The sequence below is a fragment of the Sandaracinaceae bacterium genome (assembly GCA_016706685.1).
Classification (GTDB): Bacteria; Myxococcota_A; Polyangia; order Polyangiales; family Houyiibacteriaceae; genus JADJJE01.
In genome coordinates, this window is the sequence record JADJJE010000016.1 from 1 (window position 1) to 22,276 (window position 22,276).

Annotated in this window: 21 protein-coding genes; 3 read left to right on the plus strand and 18 right to left on the minus strand. The window is 70.6% G+C overall.

What is annotated here, in order from left to right; all coding sequences use genetic code 11:
* Positions 1 to 7 precede the first annotated feature (7 nt).
* On the minus strand, positions 8 to 685 hold the full coding sequence (locus IPI43_20085) for a response regulator transcription factor (protein ID MBK7776403.1): 678 nt from the start codon (positions 683 to 685) through the stop codon (positions 8 to 10).
* 173 nt (positions 686 to 858) lie between these two features.
* Between IPI43_20085 and IPI43_20090 the strand changes: the two genes are divergently transcribed.
* Positions 859 to 2,373 carry a GAF domain-containing protein gene (locus IPI43_20090; GenBank protein ID MBK7776404.1) on the plus strand — a complete coding sequence of 505 codons (1,515 nt, stop codon included), beginning with the start codon at positions 859 to 861 and terminating at the stop codon, positions 2,371 to 2,373.
* A 9-nt stretch (positions 2,374 to 2,382) separates the two neighbouring features.
* Here the strand turns inward: IPI43_20090 and IPI43_20095 are convergent, their stop codons facing one another.
* The 8 genes from IPI43_20095 to IPI43_20130 form a co-directional block, all read right to left on the minus strand.
* Positions 2,383 to 3,495 (minus strand): hypothetical protein, encoded by a 1,113-nt coding sequence (locus tag IPI43_20095; GenBank protein ID MBK7776405.1) that lies wholly within the window; start codon positions 3,493 to 3,495, stop codon positions 2,383 to 2,385.
* A gap of 1 nt (position 3,496) precedes the next feature.
* Positions 3,497 to 5,167, minus strand: a complete 1,671-nt coding sequence (locus tag IPI43_20100; protein ID MBK7776406.1) for an NAD(P)-binding protein — start codon at positions 5,165 to 5,167, stop codon at positions 3,497 to 3,499.
* A complete protein-coding gene (locus IPI43_20105) occupies positions 5,164 to 6,735 on the minus strand; it encodes a polyamine aminopropyltransferase (protein MBK7776407.1) in 1,572 nt (523 codons plus the stop codon). Before IPI43_20105 ends, IPI43_20100 begins: the two co-directional genes overlap by 4 nt.
* The gene (locus IPI43_20110) at positions 6,728 to 6,952 is read right to left on the minus strand and encodes a DUF350 domain-containing protein (GenBank protein MBK7776408.1); all 225 of its coding nucleotides are present in this window, start codon (positions 6,950 to 6,952) and stop codon (positions 6,728 to 6,730) included. Before IPI43_20110 ends, IPI43_20105 begins: the two co-directional genes overlap by 8 nt.
* The gene (locus tag IPI43_20115; GenBank protein MBK7776409.1) at positions 6,949 to 7,518 is read right to left on the minus strand and encodes a hypothetical protein; all 570 of its coding nucleotides are present in this window, start codon (positions 7,516 to 7,518) and stop codon (positions 6,949 to 6,951) included. Before IPI43_20115 ends, IPI43_20110 begins: the two co-directional genes overlap by 4 nt.
* Positions 7,518 to 8,531 (minus strand): SurA N-terminal domain-containing protein, encoded by a 1,014-nt coding sequence (locus tag IPI43_20120; GenBank protein MBK7776410.1) that lies wholly within the window; start codon positions 8,529 to 8,531, stop codon positions 7,518 to 7,520. The genes IPI43_20115 and IPI43_20120 overlap by 1 nt, the downstream gene beginning before the upstream one ends.
* On the minus strand, positions 8,528 to 9,616 hold the full coding sequence (locus tag IPI43_20125; GenBank protein ID MBK7776411.1) for a peptidylprolyl isomerase: 1,089 nt from the start codon (positions 9,614 to 9,616) through the stop codon (positions 8,528 to 8,530). The genes IPI43_20120 and IPI43_20125 overlap by 4 nt, the downstream gene beginning before the upstream one ends.
* Positions 9,617 to 9,684: 68 nt before the next feature.
* The gene (locus IPI43_20130; protein MBK7776412.1) at positions 9,685 to 10,080 is read right to left on the minus strand and encodes a response regulator; all 396 of its coding nucleotides are present in this window, start codon (positions 10,078 to 10,080) and stop codon (positions 9,685 to 9,687) included.
* A gap of 143 nt (positions 10,081 to 10,223) precedes the next feature.
* On the opposite strand from IPI43_20130, the gene IPI43_20135 reads away from it, so the two are divergent.
* Both IPI43_20135 and IPI43_20140 read left to right on the plus strand, forming a co-directional pair.
* The gene (locus tag IPI43_20135) at positions 10,224 to 10,985 is read left to right on the plus strand and encodes a nucleotidyltransferase domain-containing protein (protein MBK7776413.1); all 762 of its coding nucleotides are present in this window, start codon (positions 10,224 to 10,226) and stop codon (positions 10,983 to 10,985) included.
* On the plus strand, positions 10,985 to 11,908 hold the full coding sequence (locus tag IPI43_20140) for a nucleotidyltransferase domain-containing protein (protein ID MBK7776414.1): 924 nt from the start codon (positions 10,985 to 10,987) through the stop codon (positions 11,906 to 11,908). The genes IPI43_20135 and IPI43_20140 overlap by 1 nt, the downstream gene beginning before the upstream one ends.
* 24 nt (positions 11,909 to 11,932) lie before the next feature.
* Here the strand turns inward: IPI43_20140 and IPI43_20145 are convergent, their stop codons facing one another.
* The 9 genes from IPI43_20145 to IPI43_20185 all read right to left on the minus strand — a co-directional run bounded on the left by IPI43_20145 (position 11,933) and on the right by IPI43_20185 (position 22,275).
* The gene (locus IPI43_20145) at positions 11,933 to 13,279 is read right to left on the minus strand and encodes a HAMP domain-containing histidine kinase (GenBank protein ID MBK7776415.1); all 1,347 of its coding nucleotides are present in this window, start codon (positions 13,277 to 13,279) and stop codon (positions 11,933 to 11,935) included.
* Positions 13,280 to 13,283: 4 nt separating this feature from the next.
* Positions 13,284 to 13,664, minus strand: a complete 381-nt coding sequence (locus IPI43_20150; GenBank protein MBK7776416.1) for a response regulator — start codon at positions 13,662 to 13,664, stop codon at positions 13,284 to 13,286.
* Between the two features lie 162 nt (positions 13,665 to 13,826).
* Positions 13,827 to 14,705 (minus strand): tetratricopeptide repeat protein, encoded by an 879-nt coding sequence (locus IPI43_20155; protein ID MBK7776417.1) that lies wholly within the window; start codon positions 14,703 to 14,705, stop codon positions 13,827 to 13,829.
* On the minus strand, positions 14,702 to 16,609 hold the full coding sequence (locus IPI43_20160; GenBank protein ID MBK7776418.1) for a protein BatD: 1,908 nt from the start codon (positions 16,607 to 16,609) through the stop codon (positions 14,702 to 14,704). Before IPI43_20160 ends, IPI43_20155 begins: the two co-directional genes overlap by 4 nt.
* Positions 16,610 to 16,633: 24 nt before the next feature.
* On the minus strand, positions 16,634 to 17,515 hold the full coding sequence (locus IPI43_20165; GenBank protein ID MBK7776419.1) for a tetratricopeptide repeat protein: 882 nt from the start codon (positions 17,513 to 17,515) through the stop codon (positions 16,634 to 16,636).
* A complete protein-coding gene (locus IPI43_20170; protein MBK7776420.1) occupies positions 17,512 to 18,615 on the minus strand; it encodes a VWA domain-containing protein in 1,104 nt (367 codons plus the stop codon). The genes IPI43_20165 and IPI43_20170 overlap by 4 nt, the downstream gene beginning before the upstream one ends.
* Entirely contained in the window at positions 18,612 to 19,727 is a 1,116-nt protein-coding gene (locus tag IPI43_20175; protein MBK7776421.1) for a VWA domain-containing protein, read from the minus strand. Before IPI43_20175 ends, IPI43_20170 begins: the two co-directional genes overlap by 4 nt.
* Positions 19,724 to 21,391 carry a hypothetical protein gene (locus tag IPI43_20180; GenBank protein MBK7776422.1) on the minus strand — a complete coding sequence of 556 codons (1,668 nt, stop codon included), beginning with the start codon at positions 21,389 to 21,391 and terminating at the stop codon, positions 19,724 to 19,726. Before IPI43_20180 ends, IPI43_20175 begins: the two co-directional genes overlap by 4 nt.
* Positions 21,388 to 22,275: a DUF58 domain-containing protein gene (locus tag IPI43_20185; GenBank protein ID MBK7776423.1), complete on the minus strand. Its 888-nt coding sequence runs from the start codon at positions 22,273 to 22,275 to the stop codon at positions 21,388 to 21,390. The genes IPI43_20180 and IPI43_20185 overlap by 4 nt, the downstream gene beginning before the upstream one ends.
* Position 22,276: the final 1 nt, after the last annotated feature.

A 22,276-nucleotide genomic window follows, 5' to 3' on the forward strand; every position in this document is an offset into this window, starting at 1 on the left:
GCGTGCGTCACGGCGTCTTGATCTTGTAGCCCACGCCGCGGACCGTCTCGAGGCCGTCCACCGCAGAGCCCAGCTTCATGCGCAAGCGGCGGACGTGGATGTCCACCGTGCGGCTGGTGCCGTAGTAGTCCACACCCCAGACGCGCTCCAGGAGCTGCTGGCGCGAGTATACGCGGCCGCGGTTCTGGCAGAGGAAGCGCAGCAGCGCGAACTCCTGCTGGGTGAGCTGCACCGGGCGGCTGTCCACGGTGACCTCGTGGGCCGCCAGGTCGATGCAGAGCGGCCCCATCTTGAGACGCTCGGGCGCGTTGAAGTCGCTGCGACGCCACTCGGCGCGGCGGATGCGCAAGTAGAGCTCGGGCGCCACGTACGGAACCAAGGCGAAGTCGTCGAAGCCATCGCTCGGGTCGAGGCGTGAGAGGCCCCGCACGGTGACGGCGGCCAGCACCGGGACCTCGGCCAGGGCTGGCGCGGCACGCAAGCGCATCAGCGCAGCGCGGGCAGCGTCCACTTGATCGATGGCCTCGACCACCACGACCGCGGGGGGATCGTCCACCATCTCGGGCTCCGATAGGGAGTCCCACAGGGTGGCGATCCGCACGTTGCAGCCCAGGTCGCGGAGGACATTGACCGCGCCATCTTCACGCTCGAGCAGGCCCTCGGGGCCAACGACAAGTATCCACATGGTGTTTCCGATGTTTCCTCGCCGAGCGTAGATGAAATGTACGCGCGCGCAATGCGGATGAAACAGAGGGGCGTTAGCGGCGCACCCGCAGCGCTGACCAGCCGACGAATTCTGCACACGAGGGCCGGAACGATGAATGCGGAGTCCGGAATCCCCTGGTAAGCTCCGGCGCGATGAGCAAACGATGGCGAATCGAGGTCTCGGCGCTTGGGAGCGACGAGGCGAAGGCAGAGGCCACGGTCGACGCGGCAAACTGGATGACCGCGCTCAAGGCCGGCCGCGCCGCGCTCGGCGAGAGCGGAGGCCTGCCCCCCGGCGCGAACCTGCGCCACGAATCGGGCGGCGCCGTCACCATCCACGACGCGCGCGAGCGCAAGACGTACCGCCTGTTCCCGGCCGATGCGGCCCCGGCCCCCGCCGCAGCGCCTGCCCCGAGCCCCGACGCGCCGGTCAAGAAGGCACGCCCGAAGACCATCGCCTACATCCCCGCCGAAGACGTGGCCACGGCGCTCGGGGGCGCTGCCGCCTTCGCGCCGACCAAGCCTGCGCCGGTGCAGCCCAGCCCGCAGCCGGTCGCCGCCGCTCCCGTGGCTGCGGCCGCCCCAGCGCCCGAGCCCGAGCCCGCGCCGCTGTCCGCCAAGAAGAAGATGGCCATGACCGTGGCGTACACGCCCGGTGATGACTTGCCGGCTTCGCCCAAGCAGGTGTTCGTGGGCGACCAGGCCACGGCGGACACGTTCTTGGACGCACCGCTCCCGGCGGCGCCCACCCCGGCGGCGGCACCGTTGGTTGCCCCAGTGTCCGACCCGGACGACGATCCCATCTTGACCGAAGTGGACGTGGAGCTGCTGCTCTCGCGCGACGCCGAGCCCAGCGACCAGAACCCGCTGCGCTACCGTGAGCGCGTGTTCGTGGTGCCGCCCACGCTCACCCAAACCGAGGCGGAGGCGGTGGCGCGCGGCGAACTCGAGACCCTGCAGGCCGAACTCGAGTCCTTCCCCACCGGCAAGTACGTCTCCATCGCCGTCTTCGATCACGCCTGGGACGAACACCCGGCCCGGCCGCCCATCGTGACGCTGGACTGGAAGGACTGGCACGGGGACGCCGTGGTCGCCTACCCGCTGGCCACCCAGCCAGGCCGCCCGCTGTCGGTTGCCCCGGGGCCCGCCCTCGACCAGAGCGAGCGCTTGAGCGCGGCGTTCGAGGCCTGCCAGGACCTCTTCTTCCTGGAGCGGCCCATCGACGCGCTGGAGTTCGCGGTGCGCCTGCTGGCCGAGCTGCTGCCCACGGACGTCACCATCGCCAGCATCTACGACATCGACACGGACGAGCTGCGCGCCGCCAGCGTGCTGGGCGTGGACGGCATCGCCGGGCGTGCGGCCCGCGCGGGCACGGGCCTCTTGGGTGTCGCGGCGCAAGACGCCGCCGTGGCCCTGCGGGTGCACGACCTGACCGCCGACGCGCGCTTCGTGCACGCGGCCGAAGGTGTGCCGGGCATGAAGACGGGCGCCGCCATCTACATGGCCATCGCGCGCCAGGGGCGTCTGTACGGCATGCTGCAGCTGTTCCGCCGTGGCGAGCCGCGCTTCACACGCAACGACGCCGAGCTGGTGCGCTACGTGGGCGAGCAGGTGGGCGAGTTCATGGCGCAGTTCAAGACCGTCCAGGCGCGCGCGCCCCGGGCCTGACACGGGGCGTCACGCGGGCTGGCTGGGGACGCGGGGCTGACCCGTGAGCAGCCCACCCAGCTCGGGGTTGCCGTGCTTGCGCCACACCAGCCCGTCGAGCGCGTAGTGCGTGGTCTGCGGCAGCGAGAGCAGCGGCACCAGCCACACCAGGGCCGCGCTGCTGGCGGGTGAGCCCTCGCCGAAGAGCCACGCGCGCTCCTGCCAGACGAAGCGGTCCCACAGCCACTCCTCGGCGAACGCGAGCCCCAGCAGCAGGAGCAACGCCACCGGCAGCCCGGCGCGCATGATGCGCCCGAGCACGCTGCCAGGGAGCTGCGCGCCGCGCACCTGGCCGTAGAGCAGCGTGAGGCCCAGATAGGGAATGCCGTGGATCAGCACGTTGGTCACGGTGAACGCGTAGTCCGCGTTGGTGAGCACGATGCCGGCGGCCCAACACGCGGCGGTGCTGAGCACCAGCAGCACCACGCCCGGGTGCACGTCGCCCCGCATGAAGCGCTGGGCGCTGCGCAGACCGAACGCCACCAGGAGGGCCCCGTAGACGGGCGCGGCGGCGCTGGCGAGCGCGATCATGGCCGTGCTGGGCACCGTCAGGAAGTCGCCCTGCACGAACCACGCAAACCGGCGGGGCAGGTGCGCGTGCCACTGCAGCACGGGGTAGATCATGCACGCGTAGAGCGTGGTGACCTCGAGCATCGCGTCCCAGCGGCCAGGAGGCAGGCGGCGGTGATAGAGCTTCAGCCATCCGGCTTGCTGCCGCACGAAGTGGAACAGCGCGAGGTAGGCCAGCGCGCGCCAGAAGAGCATGGACGACGACGCGTGCAGCGCGACCCCGGCCGCGTAGCAGCAGAGCGGCACACCCGCATAGACCAGCGGGCGGCGACGCAGCTCGGCGGGGTCGAGATACACGCGGTAGAGCGTGGACCAGACGTGCGCCACGTCCACGCCGAGCACGAGCACGAGCCAGACCCACTCCGGCGAGTCGCCGCTCGAGATGCCGAGCACGTAGCCCAGGAGCAACAGCCCCAGGGAGAGCGCTGCGCTCCCACCGAAGAGCAGCAGGTCCAAGCGCGCCCCGAACAGCCAGGGCGCCTCACCGAAGACTGCCGCACGCGGGGCCGTCACCTCAGGCCCCCTGCGAGAGCGCTGCCACAGCCTCGTCAGCCGCGCGCAGCCCATGGAAGAAGGCCTCTTCGAAGATGGCCAGGCCCGAGAGGTCGCTGTGGGCGAAGTGCACGGCGCCGAGCGGCAGCTTGGCGTCGCGGCGCGCGCGGCTCTCCATCATGCCGACGCGGGGCTGCACCATGGCGTGGCCCCAGCGGAACACGTCGAGGCGCGTGAGCACGTCGGGCAGCTGCCGATGCGCGCGGCGCAGGTCGGCCAGCACCGCATCGCGCCACACGCCGTAGTCGGCCTCGAAGAGCTGCCGGCGCCCCTCGGCCGCGTCTTCGGTGGCGAGCGGCCAGTAGTGCGTGAGCACCCCGGGCCCGCGGTCACGGCCACGCTGGTGCGTGGCGCTGATGTAGCCGAGCGACGGGCTGTCGTAGATCACGTTGTCCCAGCACTCGCCCACGCCGCGCGACGCCGGCCGCTCGCTCACGTGCAGGTTGGCCACCATCCACGCGCCGTACGTGAAGCGGCTCTGCACCTCGGTGTCGCGCTCGTGGAGGCCGCGCACCACGCGGTTGGCCACGAAGCGCGGCATGGCCACGATGCAGCGCTCCGCGATGACCCGGCGCAGCTCGCCACTTCCGGTGTCCAGGATGCCGAGCTCCACGCTCTCTGGCTCGCCCTCCACCCGGCGGGGCACCACCTCCACCGCCATCTGACCACGGCGGAGGCTCACGCCGGCACGCTGCGCGCGGGACGCCATGTGCTGCACGAGCGCGCCGTTGCCCTCGGGCCACGTCAGCAGCTCCATGGTGTCTTCGCCGGGCTCCTCGGTGCGCGCCACCCAGTAGAAGAACATGGCCCACGCGCTGGCCTGCTCGGCGCGCAGCCCGTAGTCGTCGCGGCAGGCGTAGTCCACCAGCCAGCGCAGGCGCTCGGAGCGGAAGCCCTCGCGCGCGAGCCAGGCGCTGGCGCTCAGCCGGTCGAGGGCCAGGATCTCGGCGTCGTCGGTGGCCAGCGCGCACGGGATGGCGAAGGCGCGGCGCCCCTGCGCGTCTCGGAAGCGCACGTAGAAGTCCACGCGTTGATGAAAGCGCTGGAGCTCGGCCAAGTCCTCGGGGCTGGCGCCCGCATACGGGTAGAGACCCCGCTCCCAGTAGCCCTGGTGGAACACGCGCGACTCCGGCTCGCGCACCAACAGGTGCTCGGCGCCGCTCACGGCGCCGTCGCCCGCGTTCTGCTCGAGGGCGCCCATCTCGCGCAGCAGCGCAAGCAGGTCTGCGTTGTGCGCCATGGGCAGCGGCAGGTAGTGCGCGCCCCAGGGATAGGGCGTCACGCGGCTCTCGTCGCTGCGCGAGGTGCCCCCCAGCACGGGCTCCAGCTCGAAGAGCGCCACGCCCTCGGTGAGCGTCTGGCTCGCGCGATACGCTGCGCTCAGGCCCGCGGGGCCGCCTCCCACGATGGCCAGCCGCACGCGCTCCACGGGCGCGCCCGCCAGCGCCTCCACGCGGATGCCGTCGCGCAGCCGATGACCCGCGACGAGATCGGGGCCGAGCAGCTCACCCGGGACGGGCGCACGCGGGGCGTTGCCCCCGCAGCCCTCGAGCAAGCCACTGGCCAGCGCATGGCCCAGCAGCGGCGCGCCGAGCAGGGCCCGCAGGACCTCTCGCCGGCTGGTCGTGCTCACTCCACCCTCGACCACTCGCGCTCGTAGTAGCGCACCAGCATCTGGTTGTTGAGGCGGTTGGTCTCCACGGGCACCCGCGACATGTCGGGCCCGAACACGAAGAGCGAAGCCAACGTGGGACCGTCCAGGTAGCGCAGGCTGCCCAGCAGTGGCTCACGCGGCGGCGCGAACGGCACACGGCGCGCCAGCACGTAGCCCCACTCGCCGAAGGACGGCACGGTGGCGTGGAACGCGTGGGTGGTGAACCCGGACTCGCGCATGGTGGCCTCGATGCACCAGAAGCTCTGACGCGCGTAGAGCGGCGACGTGCTCTGCACCACCACCGCGCTGTGGTCCGCCATGGCCGTCTGCAGAATGTGGTAGAAGCTGCGCGTGTAGAGCTTGCCCAAGCTGAAGTTGTTGGGGTCGGGGAAGTCCACCAGCACCACGTCGAACGCCTCGGGTGTGCCCGTGGGGTGCTCGCGCACGCGCTCGTCCAGCCACACCATGGCGTCGTCGTTCACCACGGTCACGCGCGGGTCGGCCAGGCTGTTGCCGTTGAGCTCGCGCAGGAACGGGTCGGTGAGCGCGAGGCGCGTCATGGCCGGGTCTAGGTCCACCAGCACCACCTCGCGCACGCCGTCGTACTTCAGCACCTCGCGCACCGCGAGGCCGTCACCGCCGCCCAGCACCAGCACGCGCTCGTGGCGCTCTGCCGCGGCGAACGCAGGGTGCACCAGCGACTCGTGGTAGCGGTACTCGTCGTTGGAGCTGAACTGCAGGTTGCCGTCCAGGAACAGCTGCGTACCCCGCAAGCCGCGCGTCATGACGATGCGCTGATAGCGCGACTGCTGCGCGTGCACGATGGGGTTCGGATAGAGCGCCTGCTCCGTGTAGTCCACGATGGCGTCGGCATACACGAAGGTGGTGCCGAGCCCGAGCGCCAGCAGCAGCGCCGTGATGCGCAGGCGCGCGCGCACGCCAGCAGGGATGAGCCCGGCCAGCAGCGTGGTGGCCATGACCGCCACGGCGCAGTTGAGCAGCCCGAAGAACAGCGACGTGCGCATCAAGCCCAGGTTGGGCACGAAGACGATGGCGAACAGGATGGAGCCGAAGAGCGCGCCGATGTAGTCGAAGGTCAGGACGCGAGCGACCAGCTCCTCGAACTCGAGCTCCTCCTTGAGGATGCGCATGAGCAGCGGGATCTCGAGGCCCACCAGCGTGCCGATGGCCAGGATGAGCCCGTAGAGCAGCACCGGGAAGGCGTCGGTGTAGGCCGCCCCCAGCTGCAGCATGGGCACCGACGCGCCACCCACGAGCGCCGCCGAGAGCTCCACCTCCACGAAGCGCTGACCCACGTTCCCCTTCACGTAGCGTGAGAGGAAGGAGCCGATGCCCATGGCGAACAGGTAGACGCCGATGGTGGTGCTGAACTGCCGAACGGAGTCGCCCAGCACGTAGCTCGAGTACGCCCCCGCCAGCAGCTCGTAGACGAGGCCCGACGTCGCGACGATCATGACCGTCACGAAGAGGAGCGGAGTACGAAGAGGCGATGGCGCGGTGGCTTGGTCGGCCCCGGGCTCAGCCATGCAGCGCAGCGGAGACGATCATCGCGACACCGATGATGACCGAGCCGATCACGATGCCGAGCGCCGTGTTCTGGTCTTCTTCGATCTCTTTGCGGATGGAGAACGGCGCCACTTTGTTGATGATGAAGAAGGCGACACCGAAGAACACCATGCCGATGATGCTGAACACCACCGAAGCGATGATGGCGTTGACGAACGTGTCGAGGTTACCGGTCATGTTCCATTCCTCTCGGGGTGAGCCCTTGCTATCACGGATCGGCGGGCGAGGGCAAAGAGCGCGGGGGCCCAGACCAGCAGGCCCGCCAGCAAGAGGGGCCAGGGGGTGCGGCGGCCGCCCGTGATGCGCACCTGCACCTGCTCGGACTCCGAGGGGCCGTCCACGGCGCCCTCGATGCGCAGCCGGTACGTGGCGGGGGCCACGGCGCTGAAGTGGGCGTGGGCCACCTGCTCGCCGTCCAGCAGCTCGAGGGGCACGTCTCGCACGTCGGCGTCGCTGTCCCCCTGCGGAACGAGGCCAACCAGCACACCAGACCAGCCCACCGGGCGCTCGCGGCTGAGCTCCACTTCGATGGCGGAAGAGGTCAAAACCGTGAACGGCTCACCGTGGGAGACAGCCCGCGCAGGGCCCTCCTCCGACTCGATGGCGTCCTCGAAGCCGTAGAGCGTGACCTCCGCCTGGTGCTCGAAGGCGGGGGCACCGAAGTCGAGGACCCCGGCGGCCACCGCGAGCGCCACGCTGAGGAAGAGCGCGACCCCGACCCGCTGGCGGTCGGGCGCTTCCATCAGATGCGTCGCTCGATCATGGCTCCCCGGCGCAGCTCGGTGAGGAACAGCTCCTCTTGGCGGGCCATGGCCACGTCGAGCATCTGCCGGAAGATGTACTCCCGCACTTCATCGTATGGCGGGACGTCACCCTCGCTCTGCTCGCGCTCGTGCAGCAGGAACACGTGGAAGCCTCCGGGGCCCCGCACCACGCCGCTGACCTGGCCCTCCTCCAGCGTCATGAGCTGCTCTTCCAGCTCCTGGGGCAGGTCGCCCTGACGCAGCCAGCCCAGCTCGCCGCCGCCCACCTCGGCGATGGCCGCCTGGAAGTTGCTGGCGGTGAGGCGAGCCTGGAGCTCCTCGGCGCGGAGGCGCGTGGCGGCCACCTCCGAAGCGTTGCTGCCCGCCGGCAGCTCCACGAACACGTGCGACGCCCGGAAGCGCAGGGCCCGGTTGGTGCGCCGCACCTCTTCGTCGTAGCGCGCACGCACGTCTTCGGTGATGTTCACGCGGCCACGGGCGCGCTGGTTGAGCACCTTCAGGCGCAGCAGCTGACGGCGCAGGTCGTCGCGGTACTGCGCGGGGGTGAAGCCCTGCTCGCGCACGGCATCCCAGAATTCGGGCTCGCCCAGGTTGTTCTGGCGGCGAACGTTGGCGATGGCACGCTCCACGTCCTCGGTGGAGACGCGCAGGCTCATGCGGGTGGCCGCCTGGCGGATGAGCTCTTCGTCGATCAACCGGTCGAGGATCTCGGTGTAGAGCCGCTCGCGCAGGGCCACGCGCTCGGCCTGGCTATCGGCGGCCATGATCTGTGGGACGAAGGGCGCCGCGCGGCGCCGCACCTCACTGAGCCAGATGGCCTCGTCGTTGACCACCGCCGCCACCTGCTCGATGACGTCGGCTTCCGCCGGGAGCGCAGAGAGGCCCGCCGCGAGGCCGGCCAGCAGCAGCGCCGTGACGAGGCGCAGGCCGCGCTTGCGTGGGACCAGCGCGGAGGTGCGCTGCGGTGGCGCCATGTCGTTCGTGTTGCTCATGGAGCCTCCGTGTCCGGCTGGGCAGGCGCCTGGGCCGGAGCGCCCTCAGCGGGCTCGCTCGGGGGGTTGAATTCCAGGCTGTCGAGCACGTCCAGGTGCTCTTCGATCTGGGCGTCGCCCCGCAGCTCGTCCAGCAGGCGCTGACGCGCTTCTTCGCGCTGGGCGGCCCAGATGGCGTTGCGGATGGGGCCCTCCACGTCTTCGAGCGAGCGCACGAGCGCTGCCCTCCGGCCCGTGAGCCGCACGATGTGGAAGCCAACAGGCGTCTGAATGACCTCGGGGTGCACGTCGCCGATGCGCGCCAGCGCGAACGCCGCCTCGCGCACGGGCTGCGGCGGGCCCTCGCCCTCCAGCCCGAAGAAGAGCAGGTCACCGCCGCGCTCGCGCGTGTCGTCGATGTTGTGCGCCGCCGCCAGCTCACGGAACGGGGCGATGTCCGCTTGGCCACGCACCTGCTGCAGGTAGCGCTGCGCCTCGGCGCGCGTGCGGACCACGATGTGGAGCGCGCGCACCTGGGCCGGCTGGTTGTACTCGGCGTTGTGCTCTTGGTAGTAGGCCGCGATGGCCTCGTCCGTGACGTCGTCGCGCTGCACGCGCGCGTCCACCAGCTCGCGCAGCATCTCTTCGCGCATGGCCTGTTCGCGGGCCTGCACCACGAGAGGGTCGTTCTGGTAGCCCAGGCGCTCGGCCTCGGCCGCCAGGAGGGCCAGCTCGATCATCTTGTCGAGGTACTCGCGGCGCCGCTCGGGGCTGGCGAAGCGCGCTTGGGTGTAGCGCCCCTCCGCGGCCAGGCGCTCGGCCAGCTCACCGGCGGTGATCTCGCGAGACCCCACACGGGCCAGCACCAGGGCCGCCTGCTCGGGCGTGAGCCCGTTGGTCAGCCCGTTGGCGTTCGGGTCCTGGGCCTCGGTGGACGTGGTGGCGGTGGTCGCCGCCGGCTCGTCACTGCCGGAGCAGCCTTCACCACAGCCAGCAGCCCCGAGAGCGAGAGCCAGCACCAGCCCCCACGCGGGGAGCACCCGGGCCAGTGCCCATGGGGAGGGCGCACGGGAGAGGCTGCGCGCGCGGCGGAGAGCTGAAAACATCGCTGCCGAGCTAGCACGCGCGCCAGGCGACATCAACGCCGCGCCACGTTCGCCTCGAGCCAGCACGGTCAGCCCTGGGGGCGGCGACCCACCAGATCCTCGATGCGATCGCTGAGGTCGTCGAGGTCGAAGGGCTTGTCCAGGTAGGCGTCCGCCCCGTAGAGCGGGCTGGTCATCTCGTTGAGGCGCTCGCCGATGCCGGTGAGCATGATGACCTTCGCGCTGCGTAGGCCCTCTTCTTCACGGATGGCGCGGCACACCTCCCAGCCACTCATTCCCGGCATCATGACGTCCAGGAGCACCAGCGCGGGGCGCTCGCTCCGGGCGAGGCGCAGGGCCTCTTCGCCATCGGACGCCTCGATCACCTCGGCGCCCTCGATGCTGCGGGCGTGGGAGGAGATGAGATTGAGCAGCTCCGGGTCGTCGTCGGCTACCAGGATCTTGATTGCAGGGGCAGTGGTCACAGGCGTTCCTCTAAGGCGCCGATGTTCCGTGTTCGATGGGTCGAAGTCAACCACGTATGCAACTGGCGCGCCGAACGCACGTTCTATGTTCCACGCGCTAAGCTGCGCGTATGAAGTTGGAGGAACTCGACGAGGTGCTCGCGATGCTCGACGTGGCCCACTTGAGGTCGGTCGCGCAGCAGGGCCCTACACCCGTCTTCGCCACGATCAGCGGCGCGCACCTCTACGGCTTCGCCTCGCCGGACAGCGATGTGGACCTGCGCGGGGCGTTCCTGCGGCCGGCGGCTGCCATGCTGGGGCTGCACCCGCCGTCGGAGACGATCACGATCGCGGACCAGACCATCATCGACCTGGACTGGGTCGCGCACGACGTCCGGAAGTTTGCTCGTCTGATGACCAACCACAACGGCTACGTGCTGGAGCAGCTGTACTCCCCGCTGGTGGTGATCACGACGCCCGCGTTCGAGGTGCTGCGCGAGCTGGGGAAGGGCTGCATCACGCGGCCCACCGCGAGGCACTACTTCGGGTTCGCGAGCGGGCGCCGAAAGCGGCTGGCCGAGCCCGAGCCCACGGTGAAGCACCTGCTGTATGCGTATCGCGTGCTGCTCACGGGCATCCACCTGATGCAGACGGGTGAGGTGGTGGCCAACCTGCCCGCGCTGAACGAGCGCTTCCGGAGCCCGGTGGTGGACGAGCTCATGGCGCGCAAGCGCACGGGCGCCGAGAAGATGCGGCTGGACGACCGCGAGCTGGCCGAGCACAGCCGCCTGCTGGACGCCCTCGAAGAACAGCTGCACGCCGCGCACGCCGCGAGCCACTTGCCCGAGCAACCCACGAGCGTTCCGGCCCTCGACGACTTCGTGGTGGACCTGCGCATGCGCGCCGCGCGCGGCGAGACCCCCTGATGCGCGACCTGGGCCACCACACCATCTTCCTGACGCTGGCCGGCAGTCAGGCGCACGGCACGGCGCGCGAGGGCTCGGACGTGGATCTGCGCGGGGTCTGCGTGGCGCCGCTGGACGTGCGCCTCTCGCTGTTCACGCGCTTCGAGCAGCACGAAGGCCCGCTGGACACCGTGCTCGAGCAGCAGGTCATCGAGCGCCTCCGCGCGCACGAGAGCGCGTCGCGCGGGCTCCACGTGAAGCTCGAGTGCGTGATCTACGACGTGGCCAAGTTCCTGACCCTGTGCGCTACGGCGAACCCAGGCGCCCTCGAGCTGCTGTTCGCAGACGAAGCCGACTGGCTGCTGGCCACGCCGGCGTGGCACGCCCTGCACGCAAAGCGCCACGTATTCCTCACGCAGCAGGTGCAGCAGACCTTCCTGGGTTACGCGCAGGCGCAGCTGAAGCGCATCGAAGGACACCGCGCCTGGTTGCGGGATCCGCCCGCTGGCCCGCCGAGGCGGGAGGACTTCGGCTTTCCCGAGGACCCCGCTGCGGCGCGCCAGGCCCACCAGCAATACCGGGCGGCGCAGCGCCGCTGGACCTCGTTCGTGACGTGGGCGGAGCGGCGCAACCCCGCCCGCGCGGCGCTCGAGCGCGCCCACGGCTACGACACCAAGCACGCCATGCACCTGGTGCGGCTGATGCGCATGGGAATCGAGGCGCTGACGCACGGTGATCTACGCGTGCGTCGCGAAGACGCCGAGGCGCTGTGCGCCATCCGGGACGGGGCACTCTCGTTCGAAGAACTCCTGGCCGAAGCCGAGCGTTTGACCAGTGACATGGAGCGCGCGGCACTCACGACGCAGCTCCCCAAGACAGTGGACACCGCGACCGTAGACGCGCTCGCGCTCAATCTGATGATGGCGGTGGCGGCGAGGAGCTAGCATCGGCGCGACAGGCGACGCCCGTCAGGCGGAGAACGCGGCGGCCTCGCGCACGCTGGGAACGCGCACGCGGAACACGGACCCCTTGCCCACTTGGCTCGAGACCTCGATGGTGCCGCCCACCGCGTTGACGAGCTGGCGCACCAGGGCGAGGCCCAGCCCCACGCCCCCGTGCTCGCGCACGAACGAGCCGTCGTGCACCTGCTGGAACGGTTCGAAGATGCGCTCGCGGTCGGCATCGGCGATGCCCACGCCGGTGTCCTCCACCTCGATCATGACCGCGTCCCCGCGGCTGTCCCGGCGCACGCGCACCAACACGCGGCCACCGTCTGGCGTGAACTTCACCGCGTTGGCCACCAGGTTCATGACCACGTGGCCGAGCATGGCGCCGTCGGTGACGATGGTCCCGACGCCCGGCGCCACGTCCACCTCGATGGGCAGCGCGCTGGTGCCCACCATGGCGCGCACGTGCTCGACCGTCTCCTCGATGTGGGCACGGATGTCCACGGGCTCGAGCTTGGGCGTGATGCGCCCGTCCTCGCTCTTGGCCAGGGACAAGAGTCCGTCCACCAGCGCCAAGAGAGAGCGCGCGCTGCGCTTCACCTCGGTGTGTGCCTTGCGCTGCCGGTCGGTGACCGGCCCGTAGATGCCGGCCTCCAGCAAGTCGGCCAACCCGGAGATGCCGTGGATGGGGGTGCGCAGCTCGTGCGTGAGGTTCGCGATGAAGCGCGCCTTCGACTGGCTGGCTGCTTCGAGGTCGCGGGTGCGCTGCTCGAGCGCGCGCGACTTGCGCTTCAGGTCCGCGAGGATGGACGCGGTGAACATGGTGGGCAGCCCCAGGACCACCGCGAAGGCCACCAGGACCACCGCGAGGTGCACCGGCGTCAGCTCGCTCGGACCGAACGCAGGGGGCGGAAACACGGGCACGAGCCCGGCGTAGATCAGGCACGCCATCGTCGTGTGCATCAGCATGGCCAGGCCCATGATGACGACCGTGACGCCCACGTTGGAGAGCAGCGCGACAACGGTCAGCTCGATGGCATAGACGGCGAAGAGCGGACTCTCGAGACCCCCGGACAAGTAGATGGCGAACGTGAGCGCCACGGTGTCCATCGTCACGTTCAGGCTGGCTGCCTCGATGACCCAGCGGTCCGCCTTGAGCGACCACCACGCCAGCGTGTTCGTGCCGAGCTTGAGCAGGATGGGGAGCCACACGATGGGCGTCGCGGCGACCACGCCACTCCCCATGGCAAACGCCGCGAAAGCCGCGAACGCGACGACGATGCCGAGCCCGGAGCGCACGCTGAACCACAGCTTGCTGCGGTTCTCCGGGAGGCCGACCTCTGCCAGGAACGCCGGGTAGCGCATCACGCGCTCACGCAGCGGGGGTGAGCAGCGTCTCGAGCTCCGTGAGCATGGCCTTCATGTCGAAGAGCTTCACGAGGTAGGCCTGCGCGCGCAGGTCCTCGCGGGCGTACTTCCGCGCGTGGTCCTCGTCACGGTACACGGCGCTCATGAGCATGACGGGCATGTTGCGCCCCTTCTCCGTGCGCTTGACCTCGAAGCACACCTCGAAGCCGCTGCGCTTCGGGAGCATCACGTCCACCAACATGGCGTCGGGCGACACGCGCTCGAACTCCGTCAGCGCATCCACGCCGTTCTTGGCGAAGGAGACATCGTATCCATGAGCTTCGAGGAAGTCGCCGAGCACCATGGAGCTCAGGGCATCGTCTTCCACCAACAGAATCTTTTTCATGGGGGCCTCCCAGGGGGATGTGTGGGTTGGTTCTTTTAAGTGTGTGGTTATTGCACAATCGAGTGTAGCGCAAAGCACACAGAAAAATCCAGCGCTGGAACATGTTTCACAGAATCCGTTTTGTCGAGCGGCCGTAAGGGGGCTCGACAATGGACCTGGATGTCAGCGCAGGCGCCCCACGTGATCCGCGCGTGCCCAGCCCTGGCGAGCCCCGAGGCGCACGCGCACGAAGCCCTCGTACTCGTCCAGCACCGTTCCGCGCTCGCCGCCGCGTGCCGGCGTGGCCAGCACCGGGCTGCGGCTGTCCGGCGACTGGTGCAGCTGAACCGGGTCGGTGAGGATGACGGCCGGGGTGCCCTGGCGGAGCCAGCCCTGCTTGGCCACCAAACCCGAGGCGCTCACGCCCACGAACACCGCAAGGAAGAGCGCCAGCAGGGTGAGCCCCAGCCGTGGGGCCTCGCTGTGGGTCCGGCGCCGCGCGACCGCAGCGGCGCACAGCAGCGCCATGGCGAGCAGCAGGCTGATGGCGAGACCTCGCTCACTCACGCCACGTACGAGCGACCGCGCGAAGTGCGTATCGCGCGCCAGCTCGGCCTCACCTTCTTCATCGGCACGGGCCCGTGCGAGCGCGTCTTCGGCGGCCGCCAGCGCCGTCTCCACGCCTTCGTCGCCAGGGCGCAGCAGCAACGCACGCTCGAAGTGGAAGATGGCGCGCGGAAGGTCGCCGAGGCGCGCGTGGCAGACCGCGATGTTCTGCTCCACGTCCGGATCCACGATGCCCACATCGCCGAGCGCGCCGTACACCTCGAGAGCGGCGGCATGGTTTCCCGCGAAGGCCAGCTCATTGGCGCGGCGGAAGAGCGCCTCCACTGTACCTGGGAGGGTGGCAGCCCGGGTGGCGGGCGCAGTGTCGCCTGCGGCACCCGCTGGTGGCGGTGGCGCATCTTGGGCCGCTGCACGCCACGCCAGCCCATGCAGCGCAACGCCCAACACCAGCGCGAGGGTCAGCGTCAGACCACGCGAGCGGGAAGCCTGCCTCATGTGCCCTCCCCTTCGGAGTCGGCCCCACCGGGGCTGAAGCGCTCGATGCGCTGCACCATGGCGCGAACGCGCTGCAGGCAACGCTCCATCTCGGAGTCGCTGCCCGCTTCTGCGCTGAACCGCGCAAAGTCACAGCCTTCGAGCTCTTCCACCAGGCGCTTGCGGAGGTCGGCGCTCATGCCGGCGCGCACCAGCCGCTCCCCCAGTTGCGCGTGCGTCAGGCTGCCGACGGGCTCGCCCAGGCGCCCCTCGAGCGCCGCGCGCAGGGCGGCCGCCACCGACGTGTAGAAGGTGGCCACGTCCGCGGCCTTGACCGCGCGCTTGGCCGCTTCCAGCCGGTCGCGCACCAGCCCGGCGGCGAGCTTGTCGGCGCGCTGGTCGCGCTGCTGGCGGCGCGCGCGCTGCGCCAACACACCCCAGCCGAGCAGCAACAAGGTGGGCATGCCGAACAGCACCACCCAATACGCAGGGTGGCTGCTGAGCGGCACCTGGGCCCGCAAGAGCTCACTGCGCGTGCGGATCTCGCCAATGGGTGCCGCCGGCGCCACGTTCGGCGGCACCGAGTCCGCGGCACCCACGCCCGCGTCGGGGGTAGCGGGCGCGAGCGGCGCCCCCGCCACCGTGAGCGTCAACGGCGCGGAGGTCAGCGTCTCGTAGCGGTCGGCGTACGGGTCGAAGACCGACAGCGTCAGCGGCGGGAGCGTGTAGGTGCCGGGCTGCTCGGCGACCAGCAGCCACTCGAGGCGCAACGTGCCGCCCACTCGGACCCCCAGCGCGCGGATGTCGTCCTCGCGGCGGGGTGTATGCACACGCAGCCCCGGGATGTCGGCCAGGGCCAGCTGCACGTCGCGCAGGTTGCCCTCGCCCTCGAGCACCGCCGTGAGCGTCACGGCGTCGCCCGTTCGCACCGTGTCGCGGTCCAGCTGGGCGCGGAGGGTGTAGCGCCCCACGACGGCCCCTCGGGGAACGGGTGTGGGCAGCGGCCGCACGTGCACGGTGACGGGCACGCCCTCGCGCACCAGCTGCTCCGGGCGCGGCCCGAACATGAAGCCGCCCCCCGTGTGGATGGTCATGCGTGGCGCGCCCAGCACCAAGTCACCAGACTCGAGCGGAAACGCCGCGAAGTGCCGGATCACGTGCACGTCGTACGGAACGCCCGACACGATCTCGCGTCGCGAGCTGGGCGGTGGGCTGGCAGGGCCGATCAGGTCGTGCACCCAGAACCCGTCGGTGGAGATCTCACGCTCGGGCTGGAGGTTGCGCGCCGAGACGCGCGTGTAGAACAGGAGGGTGACCGTGACCTGCTGGCCGACGACCGGGTCGGACGGCTCCACCACCGTGCGCAGGAAGGCCACGCTGTCGAGGTTGGCGCCGTCCAGCGGGCCAGTGGCGGTGGGCGCGCCCGGCACGGGCAGCTGCTGGCCATAGGGCGACTGGCCACCGGCGACGCCACCACCCTGCCCTCCCGGGAGCACCTGCAGATCCACGGCGTTGCCGGCGTGCCGCTGCCCGTTCACGAGGGCCACCGCAGGCTCGATGCGCACGCGCCCGGGTTGACGCGCGCGCAGCCGCAGGTTGTGGATGACAGCGGCTTGCACCTGCGTGGCCCCACCGCCCATTTGGAACTGCATGGGCTGGCTGACCGAGCGGCCGAGCACGTCGAATTCACGCAGCGCGGGCAGCTCGAGGTTCTGGATTTGGCAGCCGTCGCAGTCGGCGCGCACCTGCAGCGAGAAGTCGGTGCCCGCTTCCACCTGCGCTGCGCTGGTGGTGGTCACCACGGTCACGCGTTGGGCGTGTGCCGCGGCAGGCGCCTGCAGCACGCACGCGACGAACGCCAGCGCCGCCCCCGCGAGAGGGTGACGGGCTGCGCTCGTTCGCCGTGGTGCCGCCATGACGCTCACCAGTCTTGCTCCACGCGGCGGTTCTCACGCTGGCCGCGCTGGGCGGCACGCATGCGCTCGAGGCTCTGCTCGCCGTCTTGCAAGGCATCCAGCATGCGCTCTGCCTGCGTCGGCATGGGCTGACCGGTGCCGTCGTCCTGCGAATCCTGCGGCTCGTCCTGCTCGCCGGACCCCTGCGGGTCCTGCGGGTCGTCGCCCTGTTCGGGCTGACTGGGCTCGTCCTGCCCGTCCTGACCCTCTTGCTGGTCCTGCTGATCCTGGGAGTCCTGAGGGTCCTGCTGATCCTGCTGATCTTGGGGGTCCTGCTGGTCCTGCGGATCTTGGGTCCTGCTGATCCTGCTGATCCTGCTGATCCTGCTGGTCCTGTTGATCTTGCTGCTCTTGTTCCTGCTGCTCCTGCTGCTCTTGCTGCTCCTGCTCCTCGCGCTCTTCGTTGAGGCGGCGCAGGGCCAGCTCCAGGTTCCAGGCGGTGTTCGGATCCGACGGGCGCGCGCGCAGCGAGCGGCGGTACTCGTCCACCGCCGCGCGGAAGGCCGTCTGCGCCGTGGGGTGGTCGTCCTCGGCAGCGGCGGCCTCGCCATCCTGGTGGAACGACAGCCCCAAGTTGTAGCGCACGTCCGCCAGCAGGGCGGGGGGCGTCTCCGGCGCGATGGCCAGCAACAACGCCTCGCGCGCCCGCTCGCGGTCGCCCTTGTGCAAGTACGCGATGCCGCGGTTCAGGTGCACCCCGGGCGCCGACGGCAGCTCGCGCGCCGCGCGGTCATACGCCTCGAGCGCGCCGTCGTAGTTCTCGGCCGCCATGCGCGCGTTGCCCTCTTCCACGTTGGGGTTGGGGCGATGAAACGGGTCCCAGCCGCCGAACATCGAAGCGGATGCCACCACCAAGAACGCGAAGACCGCTTTCATGACCGCGTAGCCTTTCGCTCATCCTTCGCGGGCGCTAGCCGCCGGCGGCGACGCAGCAGCCACGCCTCCGGCAGCAGCCCCTCCAACACCAGCAGCAGGAAGGCAGGCAACAGCGCCAGCGCGTAGCGGTTCTCGTGCACGGTCACGCGCCGCGACTCGCGCTCACCCTGCTGGAGGGTGCGTATCTCGCGGGCCACCTGGTCCACGCCCACGCCCCCGGCCTCGGCGCGCAGGTAGCGCCCGCCGGTGGCCTCCGCGATGGCCTGCAGCTGCACTTCGTTCTCGGCGGTGAGCGCGGTGGTCACCACGTTGCCGTCGTTGTCGCGCATGTAGCCCGTCCAGGTGCCGTCCTCGCTGTAGGTGGGGATGGGCTCGCCGGTGCGGGAGCCGATGCCCACCACGAAGATCTTCACGCCCGCGGCGGCCAGGTCGCGCGCCGCCTGCACGGGCTCGCCCTCGTGGTCCTCGCCGTCGGTCATCAGCACCACGACGCGCGCGGGCCGGGTGTCGGTCCACTCGGCCTCGGTCACGCCCTCGGGCGCACGGCTGCTGCGCTCCAGCAAGCGCCCGGCGGACACCAGCGCGCGCCCGATGGCGGTGCCACCCACGGGCATGTCGAGCGGCGTGAGGTCACGCAAGAAGAGCTGCACCGCCGCATAGTCGGTGGTGAGCGGGAACTGCATGGTCTCGCCCGCGAAGGCCACCACCCCCACCCGGTCGCCGCCCAGCTCTTCGATGAAGCGCGTGATCTCCACCTTGGCGCGCTCGCTGCGGTTGGGGCTCACGTCGCGCGCCAGCATGCTCTTGCTGAAGTCGAGCGCCACCACCACGTCGATGCCGCGTTGCCGCAAGACACGCGTGCGGCTGCCGTACTGCGGCCCGGCCAGCGCCATGACCACCAGCACCAACCCCAGCACCAGGAGCACCGCGCGCGCTGCGCGCAGCGGACCCGAGCGCCCCACCCGCAACGAGCGGAGCGCATCCGGCTGGCCAAAGCGGCGCAGCGCGCGCTCACGCAGCTGCCAGCCGGCCAGCAGCACGCCCACCGTGACCAGCACGGCCAGCATGAACCACAAGACCACGGACGAGTGCCACGTCATGGCCACCTCCGCAGCACCAGCGCGCCGAACACGGCCTCCAGCAACAGCAGCAGCAGCGCGGGCCAGACGAACGCGGGGTACAGCTCGCCGTACACCTGCCCCAGGTCCTCGATCTCGCTGCGCTCCAGCTGGTCGAGGATGTTGTGGAACGTGCGCTCGAGCGCGCCGCGGTCGCCTGCGTTGTAGTGCACGCCGCCCGTGCGCGCGGCGATGCGCTGCAGCAGCTCCGGGTTCACGGGCTGGTTCTGCATTCCGAAGATGGTGCGGCGGGTGAGGTCCACGCCCTGCGCCACCGGCGCGTCGTCGCTCACGCCCATCAGCACCGTGAAGATCTTGACCTCCATGGTGGCGGCCAGCTCGGCGGCCTGCTCGGGCGAGACGTTGCCCGCGTTGCTGTCTCCGTCGGTGAGCAGGATGATGACCTTGCTGCGCGCGCGGCTGGGCCGCAGGCGGTTGAGGCCCGTGCCGATGGCGTTTCCGATGGCCGTGCCGCGACCCTCGATGAGCTCCAGCTGCAGCTCGCTGATGACCGTCTGGAGCGCCTCTTTGTCGGTAGTCAGCGGCATGAGCGTGAAGGCATCGCGCCCGAACACCACCGCGCCGATGCGGTCGTTCGGACGCCGCCGCACGAAGTCACGCACCACCACCTTGGTGGCCTCGAAGCGGTTGGGCTGGATGTCCGCCGCCTGCATGGACAGCGACATGTCCATGACCAGCACGATGTCGATGCCGTCCACCTCGGTGCGGTCGCGCGCGTGCATGCTCTGCGGCCCCATGAGCGCCACCCCGGTGAGCCACAGCGCGGTGACGCGCAGCCCGAGCGGCAGGTCCTTGACCCACACGCGCCAGCCAGGACGCACCTGCCCGAGCGTGCGGCCGCGGCTCACCAGCAGGCGCGGCGCGGCGGTCTTGAGCAGCCACACCCGCGCGAGCCACACCAGCGGCACGGCGAAGAGCAAGAGCCCCGCCCACGGTCGCTCGAAGCGGAAGCTGTCGGCGCGCAGCGGGACGCCGTAGACGCCCTCCACCAAGTACGCCGTGACCCACAGCGTGGGGACGCCCAGAAAGAACACCCAGAGCGCGGGCATGGCGCGGCGCACCCAGGGGATCACGAGTCACCCCCGGGCTTGCTGGCCTCGCGGGCCTTGCGCGCCAGCTCCATGGCCTCGTCATCGGCGAAGCCGGGCAGCGTGGGCACAGAGCCCTCGGAGCTCGCGGCTTCGACCGTGTCGGTGGAGTCCGAAGCATCGGCAGAGGGCGCGGGCTCGGCAGACCGCGCAGCGCCGAACGGCGACGGCTCCATGAGCGTCTTGTCGAGGTCACCCACGCGCGTCGCCGGGATGACGGCCGCCACGATGGGCTTCGGCACGGGCAGGATCTCGTCCTCGGGTGCGAGGATTGCCTCCGCGACGGGCTCGGGATCCATCTTGGGCATCCAGCGCGCGTCCGGGTTCACGTTGGGGTCCGGCACCGGCTTGGGCACCGGCCCACGGAAGCGCGAGGGCCCCACGCGTGTGTCGGGGATGGGGATGGCTGCCTGAGCCACCAGCTCACCGGGCATGGGGGACGCCCCCACCAGCGGCCGCGTCTCGCGCACCATCGTGAGCGCCGAGGCCAGCATCTGGTCGGTCTCTTCGTCGCCCGCAGGCGAGTTGGCGAACTTCACCAGGTCGCACGCGTCCAACAGCTCTTCCACGCGCTTCACCAGGCGCGGGTCGGTCTTGCGCTGGCGCAGCTGCGCCAGGATCTCCACGGAGGTGCTCTCGAGCCCGTCGAACTCGTAGCGCGCGCCCAGGTACCCGCGCAGCACGTCGCTGAGCTTGTCCACCCAGGCGTCCCACTGGCCCTCTTCGATGTGCTTGCGGCGTGTTTGCGCCAGCCACGCCAGCTCACCGGCGGCCACCTCCCACGGCGGCAGCGGAGGGGGCGCGGGCTTGGGCGCCTGCGCGCGCTTCTGCAGGTAGCGGCGCAGCAAATAGCCCAGCAAGAGCCCCACCAGCAGCACGCCCAGCGCGGCCATGACGTAGTAGGGCCGGTCGTCGTCCTCCATGACGCTCACCGGGGTGGTGGGCGGAAAAGGCTGCGCGTCGGGCTCGTTGCCCAGCACCGACGCCACCGTGATGCGCTGGGCCTCGGCCTCCACCACGCCGACCTGGCCGTCGGCCGTGAGCACGCGCACGCGCAGCGGACCCACCACGTGCTCGCCAGGCTCCAGCAGCAAGAGGTCCAGCTCGAAGTGGAAGTCCTGCCCTTGGTCGGGGCGCACCGTAACGCGCACGCGCGAGTCCAGCAGCTCGATGGGCGCGGGTGTGACGCTGCTGGTGGGCTCCCCGAAGTTCTGGTCCTCCGGCAGCGTGATGTCGCTGCCCGGCGCGCCGTGCACCGTGAGGCGCAGGGTGGTCACGTCGCCGGTGCTGAGACCTTCGCGCGGCTCCACGCTGATCTCGAGGCGCGGCCGGTGCTCCTCGGGGAGCGGGGTCAGCTGTGGGCTGCGGGCCCCCGCGTCGGCCAGCGCGTCGGGGCCAGCATCGGTGGCCACCCCTGCATCCATGGGCACACCCGCGTCGGTGGGCCCCGCCAGAGGAGGCTGCAGCGCCGGAGCCGGCGTGGGCATGGGCGGCACCGTGGGCGGCGCGATGGGTGTGGGCGTGGGCGGGGCGATGGGCGTGGGGACCGGCTGCGGCGGTGGAGGCGGCTGCGCACCCACGCGATGCAGCGGCGCGGCCAGCGCCACCACCGTGAGCACCCCAGTGAGCGCCGCCCCGAAGCGCGTCATCGGAACCCCATCATGCGCTTCTGGCGGAAGCGGAAGAACTCGGCGATGGGCCGCACGTAGTCTTCATCGGTGTGCACCGTGAGGTGGTCCACGCGCAGCTTGCGGAACAGCCGCTCGCGCAGCGCCCGCTGCCGCAGCACCTCGTGCGCAAAGGCCTGGCGCACACGCGGGTCACCCGTGTCCACCTCCACCAGCTCGCCGGTCTCGAGGTCTTCCACCAGGGCGAGGCCCACGTCGGGCAGGTTCTCTTCGCGCGGGTCCACCACCTGCACGGGGATCAGGTCGTGCCGCTTGGCCGCCACGCGCAGCTGCTTCTCGTAGCCGTCGGCGATGAAGTCGCTGAGCAGGAACGCCACCGAGCGCCGCTTGCGCAGCCCGCCCAACATGTCGAGCGCGCCCGCCAGGTTGGTGCCCGTGCCCTGCGGCGAAGCGTTCAAAATCTCGGTGACCACGCGCATGACGTGGCCGCGCCCCTTCTTGGGCGGCACGAAGCGCTCGACCCGGTCGGTGAACAGGATGAGCCCCACGCGGTCGTTGTTCTTGATGGCGCTGAACGCCAGCAGCGCCGCGATCTCCGCCACGGTCTCGATCTTGGGCTTGCCCACGGTGCCGAACTTCTCGGAGGCCGAGAGGTCCACCAGGAGCATCACGGTCATCTCGCGCTCCTCGGTGAACATCTTCACGTACGCGTCGTTCATGCGCGCGCTGACGTTCCAGTCGATGAAGCGCACATCGTCGCCGGCTTGGTACTGGCGCACCTCGCTGAACGCCATGCCGCGGCCCTTGAAGACGGAGTGGTAGCTGCCCGCGAGCTGATCGTTGGCGAGACGCGCGGTGTGGATCTCGATCTTCCGGAGCTTCTTGACGAGCTCGCGCGAGATCATG